A 17,940-nucleotide genomic window follows, 5' to 3' on the forward strand; every position below is an offset into this window, starting at 1 on the left:
ACAACAACCAAATGGGAAATCATATGCTATGATAATCCTATCACATCGTTTAAACCGTTATCACATATAGAAAGGAAGAAAAATGGCACATTATATAAAAGCGACTGACACCATTTACGATATAACTGAAAAATACCCCGAAACAATCGGATTGTTTGTTACAAATGGTTTTGAGCATTTAAACAATCCTGTTATGCGCAACACCCTTGGAAAGACCGTCACTCTGGAAATGGCTTTATCCATGCGTAAGCTCAATCAGGAGCTTTTCATAGAAAAGCTGGAGGAAACCATAAAGCAAAACATTCCGGACCTCACTTCCGGCCTCACTCCTACAAGAAAGGAAGACGGCGGCGATATCCGCATCGAAGGCGTACTGCCCTGCCCCATCCGCCTTCCCCTTTTGGAAAAATTCGAAGCCTGGATGGCTTCCCAAAAGGATTCCATGGACTATAAGGTAGACTACAATTTAAAATCCGCCAACCTTGGACTGGATGATGTAAAGGAACGGATCATCGCCGCAGACGGCAATGCAGATGCCCTGTCAGACCTCTACTTATCGGCTGGCTTTGACTTGTTCTTTGATAAAAACCTTATGGGACGCTACCGGGATTCCGGTACCTTTGAAGATATTTCAGATATTAAGCAAATAAATCCTGATTTTGACAATGATGCAATTTCATTAAAGGACCCTAAGAACCAATATGCCATCATCGGCATCGTTCCGGCGGTTATCATGGTAAATACCGCTGTTTTAGGAGACCGTCCCTTTCCAGAAAGCTGGGCTGATTTAATGAAGCCTGAATTTGAAAACAGCGTCAGCATGCCGATGAAGGACTTGGACATGTTCAACGCATTTTTGCTGCACATCCACCGGTATTACGGGGATGAAGGAATTGAAAAAATGGGAAAAGCTCTATTGCGCAGCATGCATCCGGCCCAGATGGTAAAATCCCATATTTCAAAGGAAGGGAATAAGGTTCCGGCTGTTTCTATTTCTCCCTACTTTTTTGCCAGCATGGCAGATGAGAAAAGTCCCCTGCGCCCTGTATGGCCAAAAGATGGCGCGATCATAAGCCCGATTTTCCTTTTGGCAAGATCAAAGAACAGGGAAAAGGTTAAGCCCTTTGTGGACTTCCTCTATTCCAAAGAAATAGGCGAAATCCTTTCCTCTAACGGTAAATTTCCTTCTACCAATCCGCTGGTAGACAACCGCTTAAAACCGGACCAGAAATTCATGTGGCTTGGGTGGGATTATATTCACGGCCATGATATTGGAGAACTGATCAAGACTACAGAACGGCTGTTTTATCAGGCAGCAGAAAAGGAGATTTTATGAATCTGATTATTGTTTCAGGCCCTCCTTCCTCCGGGAAGACGTCTGTGATCTTAAAAACCATTGCTTCTTTTCAGAACAGAGATATAAAGGTGGGTGTTGTTAAATTTGACTGTCTCTATACGGATGACGATGTTGCTTACGAAAAAGCCGGTATACCGGTAAAAAAGGGACTTTCCGGCGCCCTGTGCCCTGACCACTTTTTTGCTTCCAATATTGAAGAGGTGGTAAATTGGGGCAATGAGGAAAAACTGGACTTACTCATCACCGAATCCGCCGGTCTTTGCAACCGCTGTTCCCCCTATTTAAAGGAAATCAAGGGAGTCTGCGTCATTGACAACCTTTCCGGCATCAATACCCCGAAAAAAATCGGTCCCATGTTAAAATCCGCTGATTTTGTAGTGATTACAAAGGGGGATATCGTCTCCCAGGCAGAGCGTGAGGTTTTCGCCTCCTGTGTAAGTTCTGTTAATCCCCGCGCCGTCACCATGCATGTAAACGGCCTGACCGGACAGGGAGCCTACGAACTGGGAAGCCTTCTCTATGATGAAAACCAGAACATTGAATCCGTTCAGGGCATGCAGCTTCGCTTCCCCATGCCATCCGCCCTCTGCTCCTATTGTCTTGGAGAAACGAGGATCGGAGAGGCATTTCAGATGGGAAACGTTAAAAAAATCAATTTGGGGGCAGATAAGACATGATGGAATTAAGCTTAAACCAGCTTCTTAAGGAATATCCCTTTGTAACCACGTATTTTGAACAGAATAAGCTGGATATTGCCGGGTACGGGAATAAGACCTTTAAGGAGTATTTAGAGCATTTTACAGAAGAAGAATTAGAGGATCAGGCCATTGACAAGGAAAAGCTCCTGTCCAATCTTCCTGTTTACTTAGAACAGATGAGTGCGTTTCTGGGCCTTGAAAAAAGCAACCAGGTCCTTTCCATGACAATCCTGGCAGGATATGACAAATCCGGCAATCCGGAAGGCTTTTCAGAGCTTACGGTGGAAACCTCTCAGATCATTTCTATCGTAGGGCCTACGGGCTCCGGCAAAAGCCGCCTTTTGGCGGATATTGAATGGGCGGCGCAAAAGGATACGCCTACAGGCCGCAGCATTTTGATCAATGGAAAGAAACCGGATAATAAATGGCGTTTCTCCTCCAACAACCGGCTGGTGGCACAGTTGTCCCAGAACATGAATTTTGTCATGGACCTTACGGTAGAGGAATTTTTAAGGATGCACGCCGTAAGCCGTCTGGTGGAAAACCCTCAGACCGTTATTGAACAGATTATCCTGGCCGCCAATAACCTGGCAGGAGAAAAGTTTGACTTAACCACTCCTGTCACCAGCTTAAGCGGAGGACAGTCCAGAGCCCTGATGATCGCAGATACTGCTATTTTAAGCTCCTCCCCCATTGTTCTCATTGATGAAATCGAAAATGCCGGAATTGACCGCAAAAAAGCCCTTGAGCTTTTGGTCTCCTCCGACAAGATCGTGTTGATGGCAACTCACGACCCGCTTCTGGCGCTTATGGCAGATAAGAGGATCATTATTAAAAACGGAGGAATCAGCAAGGTCCTGGACACCAGTGAGGAAGAAAAACTCTTGTTGGAGGAGCTTGAAAAAATGGATTCCCAGATACAAACCGCACGTCAGGAGCTGCGTAAGGGAAGCACCTTGTCTGTGAGAACTCTGGACATGGAAAAATAATCATATTTAACAGGTTAAAACAGTATCCTTTCAGGCGGTGGGTGTGTTCAGACATAGGCCGCCAGATAAAAAGCGTCCAACTCCCCGCCTTATGGCATACTCACCCGTATGAGTACCTTAGGCGAGGGGCTGAACGCTTTTGTATTTCTGCCCCGCTTTTCAAATCCAATCATTGATTTACAATATTCCCTGGCTGCCCTTCCACGTAAGACCTTAGATTATCCACTGCAATATCCATCAGCCTCTGTCTCGTTTCTTTTGGAGCCCAGGCAATATGAGGGGTAATGATGCAGTTTTTTGCTTTCAGCAGCGGATTATCCTCTTTCATGGGTTCCACAGAAATAACATCAACCGCCGCACCGCCGACTTTGCCGCTGTTTAATGCCTCCATTAAATCCTCTTCCACAATAAGAGGGCCTCTGGAGCTGTTGAGGATCATAACATTGTCTTTCATTTTAGATATGGTCTCTTTATTGATGATGCCCTGGGTATCAGAGCTGAGGGGACAATGGAGGGAAATCACATCTGAATTTGCCAGAAGCTCATCCAGGTCCGTATAACGGCAGGTTTCCGATTCCAGGCTTTCATCTCTGTTTCTGGAACAAGCCAGAACATCCATTCCCAAAGCCTGGGCAATCTTAGCCGCTGCCTGTCCGATTCTTCCAAATCCAATAATGCCCATAGTCTTACCCGCCAGTTCTGTCAGAGGGTAATTCCAAAAGCAAAAATCCTCACTTCTGGTCCACTCCCCCTCCATGACACATTGGGAATGGGCTCCGATATGGTGACACAGCTCCAATAAAAGAGCGATGGTAAACTGGGCAACAGCCTCTGTCCCATATGCAGGGATATTTGACACCGGAATACCTTTTTCTTTTGCAGCCTCTACATCCACAACATTGTAGCCGGTTGCCAGCACACCGATGTACTTTATATCAGGGCATGCCTCCAATGTGGATTTGCTCACAGGCGTCTTGTTGGTATAGACTGCCTCTGCATCACCGATCCTCTCCACGATCAGCTCCGGCGGAGTCCTGTCATATACCGTAACCTCTCCCAATTCTTCCATTCCGCCCCAGGATAAATCTCCCGGATTTTCCGTATATCCGTCTAATACTACGATCTTCATTTTTCCTTTTCTCCTGTCCTGCTTCTGGAAAACGTTTGTTAATCTTCTGACAAAACCCATGCCAGGTTCATGGCAGGCTTTGTATCAGCAAGAATAATATTACTATTTTGTTTTATTCTACCACAGAGTATCAGAGGCGGCAATATTGTTAAATGCTCATCTGTAAATTTTTCTCCCTTTGCACCATTTCAATAAACCATTTTCATTTAGCGTGACCATGGGCGTATTGCCTTGCAGCCGTATTCTTTCACAGGCATGTTTTCCCGCTTGTCACCAAAAACAAGAAATGCCTTCTCCAGGAATACTTTACCCTGGAGAAGGCTGAAACGTCTTACTTCTGCATCAATAAATTCTCACTTCAAAAATCCCCGCCTCCCTGCTGCCGTATGTGGAAATGGCCCTGATCCGGACGGCGTCTCCTTCGGTTTCGTCAAGGAAGAGCCGCTGAAGCCGCTGTCCCTGGGACCGGGCTGCAATATGCTCCACAACCTCCCCTTCCAGAAGGATATCCACTTCATATTCCTTCAACAGCTCCCACGGAGGCCCGGACTTCTGTCTGGACAGCACGGCCTGGTTTATGGACGGGGTGATCTCCCGGCTTAAATTGGAATCCAGTATCAGGCGTATTTCCCTGATGGGCTTCTTTTCCGGCAGAGATAAAAGCAGGGAAGGCTGGTCCTCTATGGGGGCACGCCAGCAGTTGGACTCTCCCTCAACCGTTCTTGCTACTCCGTTTACTGCCTTTTCCGGCTGGGATCCCGGGATATGGCAGGTGGCTGTCACTACCGCCTGCCTGGCGTAATCAGCAGGATCCTGGTTGACAATAAAGGGGATATAACAGTCATCCTTTAAAAGCTCCTGCTGAAGCTCTCCCACACAGTTAAGGATCTCTCTTGGTACCAGATTCCTTTTTACCGCCATGGAAGCGGCGGTACCTACTGCCTGGCCTACGACCCCACAGGTTCCCATAACCCTTGTGGAGGAAAATGCCACATGGGAACAGCTAATGGCCCTGCCTCCTAAAAACAGGTTCCGGATGTTTTTTGAATACAGGCACCGGTAGGGAATGGAGTATATGCCTTTTACCTGGTTCCAGACCGTAGGAACCTCACCCTCATTTAAAAAGCCTTCTACCGTATGAATATCCATGGGCCAGCCTCCATAGGCTACGGCATCCTCAAACCGGGTGCTTTCCAGACAATCCTTTTCCGTCAGAACATAATCTCCTATGAGCCTGCGGCTTTCCCTTTTTCCAGGGAGAAAGCCCACCCATTCAAGCTCCATACGCTCCGCTCCGTGATCTCCGCCGTTTTTAATATGATCCCATACGCCGAATACAGCCTTTAACAGTTCATCCCGAAGCTCTTCCCCATGGGAAATCACATCCCGTTCTCCGCCTCCCAGCTCGATCCACCAGTACCCGGAGGTGACGTCGCTGTGGTCCCGCAGCATAAGCTGCTCCCCGGTATAGGTATTGGCCCAGAAAGGCTTTATAAAGGGCACCTCATGTCCCATATCCCTGGCCTTGAACATGAGGGAATTTCCCATGGTATAAGGATCCTCTGTTTCCGGGGCCAGAGACTCTCCATATTGGGAACTGCTCTCTCTTCCCATCCGGTACTCCGCTCCTGCCTTAGCCCCCAGCACACCGTCTCCCGTGGCATCTAAAAACAGATGGCCGTAAATACAGAAGTTTTTCTCCGTTGTCATCTGTAGGGCGCATACCGCCTGGATCCTGTCGCCATCACATAAAACCTCCGTCATATGAGTATTTAAATAAAGGGTGAGATTTTCCTGATAATGGACCTTTTCCCATAGAACGGAATCAAAAATCGGATACACCATCTCCGGGTTTCTCCGCTTGTTCTCCAGAAGGATCTCTTCTAAAATTCCGGTTTCCCTGGCATTGGGAACCGACATGTGATGATCCGCCCCGCAAATGTGCATCCGGATTTCAGAGCTGGCATTGCCCCCTAACACCGGCCTGTCATGGATCAGGGCCGTTTTTGCCCCTCTTCTGGCGGCGGCAATGGCCGCGCAGACGCCGGACATACCGCCTCCCACTACGACAAAGTCATAATGAAATGTATTCACGGATTCACCCCCAATTCCATGAGACGGCTCTGAACCTTTTTCACCTCAAGGGCTCTGGGAATCATTCCTGAAGCGGCGCACATGGCTGCTGCAATGCCCACCGCCTGCCCCATATTGGCGCAGATGGGCATGACGCGGTAATTGGAATGGGCCATGTGGGTTCCTGAAATATTTCTTCCCGCCAGATACAGATTGTCAATTTCTAAAGGCACGAAACAGCCGTAAGGGATGGTATACCCTTTTGACTGGGGGAAATGCTTTTGACAGCCGGTTTCATCAAGGCCATTGCCGGTCAGATTGTGCACATCAAAATTGAAACTGGCCTTTGCCACCACCCAGTTGTCGAATACCCGGGCCTCCAGGATATCCTCCTCTGTGATGGTCTCTTCTCCTTTAAAATGCCTGGTTTCCCGGATTCCCACCAGGGAGGCGGAGCTGATGATATAACAGTTTTCAAAGCCAGGGACATATCTTCTAAGAAAAGCAACTATTTTCTCCATCTGCTCTCTGCAGACCAGGGTTGCCTTTGTAAGATCCTCCACACTTGTGCCGTCCACTCCGGTGCAGTTGGTCATATTACAGGTGACCACTCCGGGAAGCGTTGTCTTGTATAAGAGCACATGTCCCGCAGGACTGGGCAGGTATTTTTTTCCCAGCTCCTGTAAATCCCCGTCAGGAAGGGCAAAGCTTTCTTCAAAGCCGCCTGGAAAAACGCCCCTTTCCTCATCCACACCTGCCACCTTAAACATGATCGTAGCAGGCTGCATGAGCCCGTCGCCTTCTCTGCCCTTAAAATAAGGAGCACCGGCCTTTGCCGCTATATCCCCGTCTCCTGTGGCGTCAATGACGATCTTGGCAAGGACAGCTTCCCTGCCTGATTTGCTTTCCAGGATCACTCCCTTAATCACATTTTCTTCCATAATGGCGTCGCTGGCAAAGGTATACAACCGGAGGCAAACCCCTGCCTCCGTAAGCATGCGAAGGAAAACTGTTTTTAAGCGCTCCGGATTGATGATCTGCCGTCCTTTTCCGGTAAGCTCTGCCGAACGGCTTAAGATTTCCTCGTAAAATCCCCCTTCCGTTTTCCCCGTCCAGTGGCTCATAAGCCCCGTGGTGGCAATTCCTCCCACATCTCCCGTCTGTTCCGCCAGCATGGTTACTGCGCCTTCTCTTGCAGCCGCAACCGCCGCCCCGATTCCTGCCGGGCCTCCGCCCAGTACCAGCACATCCACTTCACGTATTACGGGTATTTCTCTCTTATTTTCTGTTATATATTTCATATTCTCAACCTTATCCTTTCACCGCACCGGCCACCAGGCCCTTGACAAGAAACTTCTGCCCCAGCAAAAATACGAGGAAAGCCGGAACCAGGGCAGAGGCTGCCGCTGCCATGACCAGGTTGTATTCCGTCACGCTTTCTTCAATAAAATTCGTAAGGGCAATGGGAATTGTATACAATCTCCAGTCGCTTAAAAATACCAGCGGCTCCAGATAGCTGTTCCAGTTCCAAAGGAACACCACCATTGCCAGAGACGCCATATTGGGCTTGGCAATGGGAACCATGATCTTTAGCCAAATGAGAAACTCATGGGCGCCATCCACCCTTGCCGACTCCCTCAGCTCATCGGGAATCTGCATAAAATACTGGCGCATGAGAAATGTGCCTGTAATAGTAATCAGCCCCGGCAGGATCAGGGTTAAGTGAGTTCCGGTCAGACCCATTTTGTTGAACATAACAAACTTGGGAATCAGCGTTACCTGGCCGGGGATCATCATGGTGGCCAGATAGATCAGGAACAGAACATCTCGCCCCCTGAACTTTATTTTGGCAAAGGCATATCCCGCCAGTGTGCTGGTGAGCACCGATCCCGTCAGATTGATGGCAGCGATCTTTAAGGAGTTCCAGTATGCCAGGCCAAAATGGTAATTCCTTGCTGCCAGGCCTCCCACATTCCACACTTTCTTGTAGTTATCCGGATAAAAATATTTTGGTATCCATTCAATCGGCAGCTTCATGACATCCAGTGGAAGCTTCATTGATGCCGAAAGCATCCATAAAAACGGGGTAACCATGGAGACAGCCAGAGCCCCTATGACTACAGTAAACAGGACCCTTAAAATGATCCGTTGATATTTCTTCATTCCATCCGCCTCCTTTCCTCTTTATCGCCCATGTCCTCTGGGCATACAGGTATACCCGCAGGGTGTTTCCTCTTTATTGCCCATGCCCTTTGGGCATACAGGTATACCCGCAGGGTGTTTCCTCTTTATTGCCCATGCCCTTTGGGCATACAGGTATACCCGCAGGGTGTTTCCTCTTTATTGCCCATGCCCTTTGGGCATATAGGTATACCCCCAGGGTGTTTCCTCTAATAGCTGACCCATTTTTTCTGCCCTGCCCATTGGAACATGGTTATACCGAATAAAATCAAAAATAATATCCATGACATGGCAGAAGCATATCCCATCTTGTAAAAGGTAAAGGCTGAAGTGTAAATATAGTAAACCAGCACATTGGTGGCCGTTCCTGGGCCGCCTCTTGTCATGATCTGTATGGGCGCAAACACCTGAAAGGAAGTGATAAACGTGGTAATGATCAGGAAAAAGGTGGTTGGTGACAAAAACGGAATCGTAAGCCTGAAAAACTTCTGAACTTCATTGGCGCCGTCAATGTCCGCAGCCTCATAAACCTCCTGGGGAAGCCCCTGAAGTGCTGACGTATAGATCATATTGGCATATCCCACTCCCGACCATACGGTCATGAGCATCAGCGCCGGCAGAGCCCAGGTTGTATCTCCAAGCCACTGGGGAGGATTTTCCACTCCAAAGAACTTTACCATCTGGGTAAATGGTCCCCAGGGGGAATACATCATCACCCATACTATGGCAACCGCCACGATATTGGATATGTAGGGCATAAAAAGCGCCAGCCTCATGGGAAGTCTGGCAACGCAGTATTTATCGATGATGACCGCCAGCACCAGTGCCAGGAAAACTGTTACCGGCACCACTCCCACCGCGAAAATTATGGTGTTAATCAGGGAACTGGTAAACCATTTATCCTGCCACATTTCGACAAAGTTTGTAAGTCCGATAAAGTTCCAGTTGCCGATCCCCTTGGTATAATCCCAGTCCGTAAAGCTGATGATCAGGGAAAAGATCATGGGAAACAGGGTGAAAAGACACACACCGATAACATTGGGCAGTACGAAAGCATAACCTGTCAAATCTATTTTTAACTGTTTGCTAAGCCTGATTTTCTTCATGATCAGCGGTTCCCTCCTTTCTTCTTTTTTGCTCACGTATTTTGAGCAGCCAGGTACACCCGAAGAGTGTTTCTTTTATTTTCCCGGGGCTGCCGTTTCTTTTACGGCAGCCCCGGGAAGTATGTCTCCGATTATTTCTGCAAAAGCTCATCTGCCCTTGCTTTGGCCTTTTTCATGCCATCTTCAACCGTCTGCTTTCCGATAAAGATACCTTCCAGCTCCTCGACAACGATTTTCTTTACCTCTGCGATATGATTGGTAATAGAAGGAACCGCATAATTGTCGGCTGGTGTTATGAGTATCTTCTGAGTGGTTTCTGTATCCAGATAATCCTCAGCTCCCATGACAAACGCCTCAGTCACTTCCAGGGCATTATAAGTATTGGAAGCCGGTACACGGCCGCCTTCTACTACAGGAAGCATTCCCTCGGTGGCGTACCACTTTGCAAATTCCCATGCAGCGTCAATGTTCTGGGACTTTGGATTGATGCACAGATGATCTCCATAGCCGCCCTGGGTGTATTTTCTCTGTCCCTCTTCCACCACCGGATAAGGAGCAAAAGCCGTCTTAAAATCATGAGGATAGCTGTCCTGATCTTTAACGCTTCTTACAATCCATGGGCCCACCGTCATTGCAGATTTTCCTGTCAGGAACATGCTTTCCTGTGACAGCTTCTGGGTTACGGAATCCGTATGCGTAGGAGATGTTTTATCCACATTCATCATGTTATTGATCAGCTCAACGGATTTAAGCACTACCGGATCGTCAAAGCTGGTTTCCTTGTCATTTATATACATAGGATCTCCGCCGTTGGTCTGGGCGGCTAAATAGCCGAAAAGGTAGGTCAGATCCTGCTGGGAATTCCAGAACATGCCGTAAACCTTATCCTGACCTTCTCCATGAGTAAGCTTTTTGGCAATCTCCCGGAATTCCTCAAAGGTCCATTCCGTAGGAATTTCAATCCCAGCAGCTTCAAACATGTCTTGATTTAATACTATTCCGTACTGATCCAGCTTTGTTGGAATGGAATAAGGCTTCCCGTTAATGTAATACGCTTCGGCCAGAGTTCCAAAATATTTTGTCAGCTGGAAATCATCCCGGGCAATGAGCTCCGAAAGATCCAGCGCCATGTTTCCTTCCGCCCGCTTTGTCAGGACATCGGTGGCGTAGGTCATATAAAGATCCACTCCGTCTCCTGAGAGAAGATTTGTTTCCAGCTTTAAATTTCCCGTATCATCATTTACAAACCTCTCGTACTCTACCTGTATCCCTTTATCCTTGTAGAGCTGATTAAAGTTATCGCAAACCGCCTGAGGCCCGGCTTCCGCGGGAACGCCTCCCCACATCCGTAAAACCACGGGTTCTCCGTTACCTGCTTTTGGTTCCTCAGTTTTTGCTGCTTCTGTTTTTGCTGTCTCTGCCGACGCAGTCACCTGTTCCGTCTTCTGACCTCCCTGGCAGCCGGCCATCACTGACATTGCCATGAGAGATGCCATGACGAGAGCCCCTGATTTTTTCCACTTTCTCATTGTACCTTCCTCCAATAATTTTGATTTAGTTCAGACATGCAGAAATATTTGCGCAATTTGCGCGTGTGAGCTTGCTCACTAAGAGCAAATTACGCAAATATTTCTATAGGGCAGATGCCCCACATGCTTAAACCGTAACAACTGTTTATACTATAGCAAAAACAGCAGGTAAGTGATATCCCTCTGCCTGCTGTCTTTCTTCCAATTTTATCGATTCCCGGTTCCCCTGGTTCCTTTTTTTTCCAATACTTTAAAATTCTGCTTATTTTCTTTCAGATCCTGCTATTTCCTCTGCTTTTTTTAACCGTGCCTGGCGGTATTCCAAAGGGGACTGCCCCACGCTCTTTTTAAACTGGGTGCTGAAATAATTGGGATTAAAAATCCCGACCTGGTCTGCAATCTCATTCACCTTCAAATCGCTGCGTTCCAGTAAGTATCTGGCATGCTCCATCCTCACCCGGTAAACATATTCCACAAAGCTGATCCCTTCCTCCTTTTTAAATAGGTGAGAAAAATAACTGCCGCTCATGTTCACCATGGCCGCAATGTCCGCAACCTGCATTTCTTCCTTCATATGGCTTCGTACAAAGCTCTTTGCTTCGGCAACCTCTTTCCTTAAGACCCTGCCGCTGTTTGATTCATACTCCTTTTTATACTGCTCCACCAGCTCCAATACAGATTGCCGGATTTTTTCCAGATACGTATAATCATTGATGGAAGCCTCCATGTTTATTCCGTTTTTATCCAGGAATATATCGATATCGGCTCTGCTGCGGGCAAAGGAGGCTGCCAGGGCCCCATAAGCCTTTCTCAGCAGATAACGGATCTCCTCCGGCTCCCATTGGTTTTTTTCTTTCAGAAATTCAAAAAACTCCTCCAGAAACTTTTTTATCCCGTAAAAATCATGCTCCGCCGCCAGGCGCTCTAAGACAGAGCTGTGAAACCCCGACGGCAGCACAGCCCTTTCCCTGACGGTCCCCATGTATTGATGAAGCTTTCCGGGTTCCGAAAAAAAGCGCAGTTTCAGCGTGTCACGGTTCTGGGCAATGGCTTCCTTTATCCCTTTGATCCCTGTATATTCCCCGCTTAATGCTCCGCTTACCTCCAGGCCGTAATACTGCCTGGCGCAACTGGCAAAGATGCCAAACTCCTTTTCCATTGCAGTAAAAAAGGATTTATGGTCCTGATGTTCTTCCCGGTTTACTGCCACGGCAAAATCATATTCCCCATATTGGAACACCTCCGCCTGGTGATGGCGGCCAAACAGTTCACTAAGAATATTATCCATGGTAAATATGAGAAGCTCCAAATCCATAAAATCCCCTTTTTTTCTTGCCACCTTAAAATCATCGATGGTAATGGAGAGAATACAGAATGGCCGGTCAAAGCTCATGGCAAGGGGCAGCTTTGCCAGCTCCTCCAGATATTTTTTCAAAAAGGTTTCAGAGTTTAAGATCCTTTTAAACAATCCTCTTTTTATGACTTCCAGATTCCTTTCCGCCAGTGCGGAGGCTTCCTGGGCTGTGTCTGTCCCTTTTCCGGAAGAAGTGGCTTCATCCATGATTTTCAGCAGCTCCTCCGGCTTCACCGTCAATTTAAAAACATAATCAAACGCCCCCATTTTCATGGCACTTCTTACGTTGTCAAAATCATTATAGCTGCTTAAGACAACAAACTGAATGTGAGGATACTTTTCCCTGCACTCAGAGATCAGCTCAAAGCCATCCACCGGGCTCATCTTTAAGTCCGTAAGAACGATATCCGGCTGGTACTGCCTGATCTTTTGAAGGGCCTCTTCCCCGTCCGATGCGTCACAGACGATCCGGTATCCATAGTTTTCCCATTTGATCAATGACTGGATTCCCAGGCGCACCAAAACCTCATCATCCACGATCATTACCTTTTTCATCCCCTGATTTCTCCTCTCTTATTACCGGAAGCGTGAACAATACCACAGTCCCCCTTGTTTTAAGGCTTTCTATGGTCAGCCCGTATTCATTGCCAAAGGTAATCCGGATATACTCATCCACATTCTTGATCCCGATGCCTGTCAGCTTGCTTTCCTTTACCCGGTCCTTTCTGTAAGCCTCAAACTGCCTGATGACATTGGGGGAAATGCCCACTCCATCATCCTCCACATAAATGTTAAGGCTGCCCTCCTCCGTAAAACCGTAAATCCGGATCTGGATTTCCTCCCTGTCCTTGTCATATCCATGGATAATGGCATTTTCCACAATGGGCTGAAGGATGAATTTAACTGTTTTCAAATTCATGATGTCTTCTTCAAGATCGATTTCCAGCCTGCAATGGTTTCCATAGCGGCAATTCTGGATATAGAGATAATTCCTGATGTTCTCCACCTCTTCCGCCACCGTTACCATGCAGTTTTCCCTGCTCATGCTGTATTTTAATATATGGGCCAGAGCATCAATGCCATCCACAATATTGTCTGCTCCCCTTATGATCGCCATCCAGCGTATGGTCGACAGAGTATTGAAGAGAAAATGGGGATTTAACTGTGCCCGCAGGGATTCATACCGGTATTTTTCCTTTACCTCGTGCTCGTTTTTAAGCTGTTGAAACAAACCGCGGATGTTTACGGACATTTGCCGGAAGGAGCGGTTTAACTGGCCGATCTCATCGGAGCGCTCCATGTCGATGCCTTTTAAATCCATGTCCAGAGTATAATTTTCCATCTGGCCGCTGAGTTTTACAATGGGCTTTACCAGCATCCTGATGGATAAATACAGGATCAGGATCAGAGCGCATATGACGATCAGAAGGGTCACGTTCATCCGGAACCCGATCATTTCCATCTGGTTGGTCACTTCCTGATAATTGGTAAAGTGAAAAACCTTCATCTGCTGCTCGTTAAACACCCAGGGCTTTGGTATGGTGTAATAGCTGATGAGAAAATTCCCCCCTTCGGTCTGGTACCGTAAGTTCCCGCTTTTTTTCTCCGCCGTCTCCCGGTACAGGTGCCTTAAATCCTCTTCATGAATAAGTCCCTTGGTGTCATTTTGCAAAAGTACGGTTCCTTCTCCCACGCAGACATAGGCAATATCACCGGCATAGGCGTATTCCATCAAAAGATCGCTGAATTTTTTCTGGTCAATGCTGATAATAAGAGTTCCTATGACGTTTCCTGTGGTATAGTCCTTAAGAAGAGATTTTGCCAGGGAAATATAGGTCTGGTCTTTCTGTTCACCAATGATATAGGCCGGATTAAACATGGCCCAAACAATATGTCCATTATTCTCCCTGCTCTTTTTCACCCAGTCCTGATCCAGGAGAAACTGGTAATCCTGATAATTCATGCTCCAGTTGGAGTAGATCCTGTCGTAATCGTCAAACAGGAGAATCTTCATATCCTGAACAAAATCAAACCCGCTGGCAATGCTCAGTTTATGTACCATCTGGTCAAAGTACTTGGTATTGTCATATTCGGAGGTATTGGGATCTGTTATGCGCCTTTGCAGCTCCTCATCATACACAAAAACATTGGTCAACGCAGCTATGTTCTGTAAATTATCGCAGATATTCCGTTCTCCCCTTGAGATGTTCTGAATGACTTTTTCACTGAGCTTTTCCTGGATAAAATGTTCCATACTGACCCGCACGTAAATACAGACTCCTGCCAGAGGCATGACCACGCACAGCAGAAGCAGCAGGAACATCCGAACTGACAATTTAGAAGGCTTTTTCATCCCTTTTCCTCTTTCTGGTTTCATTTTATAAACAGCTCCCTATATCAGGCAGCAATGGGTATCTGGATACACAGCAATTTTTATTATAACAAATATTTTATCTCCTGCAAAGATGGGCATTTTTTTAAATCTGCAAATCTTTCTCAATTTCCCTATGGCACTTTTGCCCATACCAAGTATATTTTAATTGATTTTATTTCAGATTTATTTAAAAACAAAAAAAATAATGCAGTGCTGCTCCAGCTCCACAGCCTCCCAGGTGTTGACGATTTCATTGAAAATACGGTTGACCTTCCGGTCAATAGAAAAAGCCCATGTTTTTCAATATAGGAAAAACACGGACTTGTATTTTGAATGTTCAGACTGCCGCTGCTTTGCTGCCGTCTGTTATAAAGAATTTAATTTTCACATGGTATCAAAAGGAAAAACCCCTTTAATAATGATCCCTTCTTAAAATATGTTTGCACCCGATATAAGTCAATCCAAAATAAACGCCATAAATAACAATAATAAATAATGCCGGGATAAGAACGCTATCCATCACATTCACACGCTCAAAAGCCATCATTACATCATTTACAGCCTTAAGCCCAACAATGGAATGAGCAATTCCAAGCATTAGAGGCAGTAAAAAGTAACAGAGTATTTGTACAAACAATGCTTGGTCCAGCATTTTCTTTTCAGCTCCCAGCTTCCTTAACAGTGCATAACGTTCCTTGTTATCCGCTGCCTGGGCAAGCTGCTGGATTGCAAGAATTGCCGCACAGGCAACCATAAATACAATGCCAAGATATATGGCTAAAAAGGATATAATGGCTTTCATGGCAATTGAGGAGGCATAGATGTCCTCTCTGCTTGAATAATACCAAAAGCCCTTTTCCTGATAATCCTTGCTGTTGCTGTATTGATTCAGCTTTTCCTGAAGTTTCTTTGACTCTTCCCCTGTCTTGCTTTTCATGTTAAGCACATGATCCGGCGACTTGTCAAGGCTTTCAGAAAACCCGTCATTCACAACAAATGTAATACCGGAATCACTGTTGGAAAGCTTTATGTTTTGCACGTTCCCTTTTGGCTGAAGGGTTTTATTTCCAAGGGAAATCGTTACATTTTTATCAAGAAACTGCTGTGCAACATGCTGGTAAACATCACCGGTAGCAATGATGAAATACTCATTTTCAGGAAGATCGTTTTTTTCCTTTCCCTGCATTTCCAAAAACGTTTGGTAATCAGAAAACATTACAAAATCAAGAACACGCTTACCAATATCAAAGGACAGAGAAGAATATTCAACCGGGAAATCCTTGTAATGAAGGTCTCCGCGGTACGTGCTATATTCATGGCGAATGGCATCAATACTTTTTATTGACAAAGGCAGGCTTTCATATATGTTCTCATGATTCCCTTCCTTATTGCTGCCATAAAAACTGACATCGTAGGGAGCAGTCTCCTTTAAATCAGCCGACAGAATATTTTTCATGCTGTAACCGGTTGAAAAAATACCGATTACCAGAAGCAATACAATACTGACCACGGATATGGATATAAAATTTGTGTTGATTTTACTGGTGAGCTGACGGGTTACAAACATGGTCAGGTTTTTATAATACAGCTTCTTATTTGATTGTACCAGCTTTATAAGTATTCCCGAAAGGGAAAAGAAAAACAGTAACGAACCAACCGTTCCTAAAATAATGGACCAAAGGAAGGTACGGTTAATATTAATAATTCCATTTTTCAAAACCAAGGCATATGCGGTTCCTAAAAAAACAATGGATACCAGGAAAACCAGTAAGGATAATCTGGTACTTCTGATTTTTAAGCTTTCATTTTTCCGGCCGCCGTAAATCAAGTCAATCAGTTTATACTTGCTCACTGCAATTGTATTGAAAATGATTACGGTCAAAAAAATAATTGCAAAATAAAAGATACTTTTCACCGCTGCATCTGGTGAAAATATGAATTTATAGGCGGTCATATCCGCCTCAAATATCTTAGCGGTAAACACAGACATAAACTGTGAGCCGAAAACACCGGTTACCAGCCCTGCAATTAAAGCAAGGAGTCCCATGAGAAATGTTTCAAGTACAAAAATGGCAGAAATTTTACCTTTGCTCATACCCAAAGTCATGTAAATACCCATTTCTTTTTTACGGCGCCTGATGAAAAAACTATTCGCATAGACGATCAAAAAACCCAGGATCACCGCAACGAATACGGATATAACCGATAATATCTTTCTAAGTGCAATCATGGAATCAGTCAATATTTCCGTCACTACCATGATCTCCTGCTGTGCATAGATGGAGTTAAACATATAAAAGATAGAAACCCCAAATACAAGAGTGAAAAAATATACCGTGTAATCCTGCATGCTTTTTCCGACATTTTTAAAAACAAGCTTAGTCAGCACTTAAATCACCTCCAAGAAGGGCTATAACTTCCATGATCCGGTCAAAAAATTCCTTGCGTGATTCCTTTCCCCTGATAAGCTCATTAAACAGCTTACCGTCTTTAATGAACAAAATGCGTTTGCAATAGCTGGCGGTAAAAGCATCATGGGTTACCATCAAAATAGCAGCATTTATCTGTTCATTGAGATTTTTAAAGCTTTCCAAAAGCATCTTTGCAGACTTGGAGTCCAAGGCTCCGGTAGGTTCATCTGCAAGAATCAGGCTGGGATTTGTAATGATGGCTCTGGCTGCAGCTACACGCTGCTTTTGCCCTCCTGACATCTGGTACGGATACTTATGCAATACCTCCGTGATGTTTAAAAGGGAGGCGGCCTGGTGGATCCGCTCATCCATTTCTCCTGCAGGAGCTTTCATAATTGCCAGAGCCAGGGCAATATTTTCATGGGCAGTGAGGGTATCCAAAAGATTAAAGTCCTGAAAAATAAAACCAAGTTTTTCTCGTCTGAACTTTGACAGGGCCTCTGCTTTCATCTCAGTAACATCAGTTCCGTCAATATAAATATGCCCTGAGGTCGCATCATCAATGGTGGAAACACAATTAAGAATGGTGGTTTTTCCGCTGCCCGATGCCCCCATGATCCCGATATATTCTCCTTCTGAAACATTAAAGCTGATATTGTCAACAGCCTTTGTTACATTGCCTTTGTTGCCGTAATATTTCTGAAGGTTCTGAACCTTTAAGATTGTATTCATAATGTCC

Annotated in this window: 13 protein-coding genes; 3 read left to right on the top strand and 10 right to left on the bottom strand. The window is 45.8% G+C overall.

What is annotated here, in order from left to right:
• The first annotated feature begins 82 nt into the window (after positions 1–82).
• The 3 genes from ACYVD3_RS21800 to ACYVD3_RS21810 are packed head-to-tail and all read left to right on the top strand — an operon-like array spanning position 83 to position 3,044.
• Positions 83–1,336: an ABC transporter substrate-binding protein gene (locus tag ACYVD3_RS21800; protein WP_460644603.1), complete on the top strand. Its 1,254-nt coding sequence runs from the start codon at positions 83–85 to the stop codon at positions 1,334–1,336.
• Positions 1,333–2,034 (top strand): GTP-binding protein, encoded by a 702-nt coding sequence (locus ACYVD3_RS21805; protein ID WP_460644604.1) that lies wholly within the window; start codon positions 1,333–1,335, stop codon positions 2,032–2,034. The genes ACYVD3_RS21800 and ACYVD3_RS21805 overlap by 4 nt, the downstream gene beginning before the upstream one ends.
• The gene (locus ACYVD3_RS21810) at positions 2,031–3,044 is read left to right on the top strand and encodes an ATP-binding cassette domain-containing protein (RefSeq protein WP_460644605.1); all 1,014 of its coding nucleotides are present in this window, start codon (positions 2,031–2,033) and stop codon (positions 3,042–3,044) included. Before ACYVD3_RS21805 ends, ACYVD3_RS21810 begins: the two co-directional genes overlap by 4 nt.
• Positions 3,045–3,213: 169 nt before the next feature.
• Here the strand turns inward: ACYVD3_RS21810 and ACYVD3_RS21815 are convergent, their stop codons facing one another.
• The 10 genes from ACYVD3_RS21815 to ACYVD3_RS21860 form a co-directional block, all read right to left on the bottom strand.
• Positions 3,214–4,173, bottom strand: coding sequence for a D-2-hydroxyacid dehydrogenase (locus ACYVD3_RS21815; protein WP_460644606.1), 960 nt, complete (start codon positions 4,171–4,173; stop codon positions 3,214–3,216).
• Positions 4,174–4,515: 342 nt separating this feature from the next.
• On the bottom strand, positions 4,516–6,267 hold the full coding sequence (locus tag ACYVD3_RS21820; RefSeq protein ID WP_460644607.1) for an FAD-dependent oxidoreductase: 1,752 nt from the start codon (positions 6,265–6,267) through the stop codon (positions 4,516–4,518).
• Positions 6,264–7,547: an FAD-dependent oxidoreductase gene (locus ACYVD3_RS21825; protein ID WP_460644608.1), complete on the bottom strand. Its 1,284-nt coding sequence runs from the start codon at positions 7,545–7,547 to the stop codon at positions 6,264–6,266. Before ACYVD3_RS21825 ends, ACYVD3_RS21820 begins: the two co-directional genes overlap by 4 nt.
• Before the next feature lie 10 nt (positions 7,548–7,557).
• Positions 7,558–8,409, bottom strand: a complete 852-nt coding sequence (locus ACYVD3_RS21830) for a carbohydrate ABC transporter permease (RefSeq protein ID WP_460644609.1) — start codon at positions 8,407–8,409, stop codon at positions 7,558–7,560.
• A 227-nt stretch (positions 8,410–8,636) separates the two neighbouring features.
• Positions 8,637–9,533, bottom strand: coding sequence for a carbohydrate ABC transporter permease (locus ACYVD3_RS21835; protein ID WP_460644610.1), 897 nt, complete (start codon positions 9,531–9,533; stop codon positions 8,637–8,639).
• Between the two features lie 131 nt (positions 9,534–9,664).
• Complete coding sequence (locus tag ACYVD3_RS21840; RefSeq protein WP_460644611.1) at positions 9,665–11,062, bottom strand: ABC transporter substrate-binding protein; 1,398 nt, start codon at positions 11,060–11,062, stop codon at positions 9,665–9,667.
• A gap of 262 nt (positions 11,063–11,324) precedes the next feature.
• Positions 11,325–12,971 carry a response regulator gene (locus ACYVD3_RS21845; protein ID WP_460644612.1) on the bottom strand — a complete coding sequence of 549 codons (1,647 nt, stop codon included), beginning with the start codon at positions 12,969–12,971 and terminating at the stop codon, positions 11,325–11,327.
• Positions 12,946–14,793, bottom strand: a complete 1,848-nt coding sequence (locus ACYVD3_RS21850; RefSeq protein ID WP_460644613.1) for a cache domain-containing sensor histidine kinase — start codon at positions 14,791–14,793, stop codon at positions 12,946–12,948. The genes ACYVD3_RS21845 and ACYVD3_RS21850 overlap by 26 nt, the downstream gene beginning before the upstream one ends.
• Positions 14,794–15,202: 409 nt before the next feature.
• A complete protein-coding gene (locus ACYVD3_RS21855) occupies positions 15,203–17,179 on the bottom strand; it encodes an ABC transporter permease (protein WP_460644614.1) in 1,977 nt (658 codons plus the stop codon).
• Positions 17,169–17,933 carry an ABC transporter ATP-binding protein gene (locus ACYVD3_RS21860; RefSeq protein ID WP_460644615.1) on the bottom strand — a complete coding sequence of 255 codons (765 nt, stop codon included), beginning with the start codon at positions 17,931–17,933 and terminating at the stop codon, positions 17,169–17,171. The genes ACYVD3_RS21855 and ACYVD3_RS21860 overlap by 11 nt, the downstream gene beginning before the upstream one ends.
• Positions 17,934–17,940 lie beyond the last annotated feature (7 nt).

The sequence above is a fragment of the Lacrimispora brassicae genome (genome assembly GCF_054772055.1).

Coding starts and splice junctions, on each gene's coding strand:
- ACYVD3_RS21800 (WP_460644603.1), top strand. CDS start 83: ATGGCACATTATATAAAAGCGACTGACACCATTTACGATATAACTGAA.
- ACYVD3_RS21805 (WP_460644604.1), top strand. CDS start 1,333: ATGAATCTGATTATTGTTTCAGGCCCTCCTTCCTCCGGGAAGACGTCT.
- ACYVD3_RS21810 (WP_460644605.1), top strand. CDS start 2,031: ATGATGGAATTAAGCTTAAACCAGCTTCTTAAGGAATATCCCTTTGTA.
- ACYVD3_RS21815 (WP_460644606.1), bottom strand. CDS start 4,173: ATGAAGATCGTAGTATTAGACGGATATACGGAAAATCCGGGAGATTTA.
- ACYVD3_RS21825 (WP_460644608.1), bottom strand. CDS start 7,547: ATGAAATATATAACAGAAAATAAGAGAGAAATACCCGTAATACGTGAA.
- ACYVD3_RS21830 (WP_460644609.1), bottom strand. CDS start 8,409: ATGAAGAAATATCAACGGATCATTTTAAGGGTCCTGTTTACTGTAGTC.
- ACYVD3_RS21835 (WP_460644610.1), bottom strand. CDS start 9,533: ATGAAGAAAATCAGGCTTAGCAAACAGTTAAAAATAGATTTGACAGGT.
- ACYVD3_RS21840 (WP_460644611.1), bottom strand. CDS start 11,062: ATGAGAAAGTGGAAAAAATCAGGGGCTCTCGTCATGGCATCTCTCATG.
- ACYVD3_RS21845 (WP_460644612.1), bottom strand. CDS start 12,971: ATGAAAAAGGTAATGATCGTGGATGATGAGGTTTTGGTGCGCCTGGGA.
- ACYVD3_RS21850 (WP_460644613.1), bottom strand. CDS start 14,793: ATGAAACCAGAAAGAGGAAAAGGGATGAAAAAGCCTTCTAAATTGTCA.
- ACYVD3_RS21860 (WP_460644615.1), bottom strand. CDS start 17,933: ATGAATACAATCTTAAAGGTTCAGAACCTTCAGAAATATTACGGCAAC.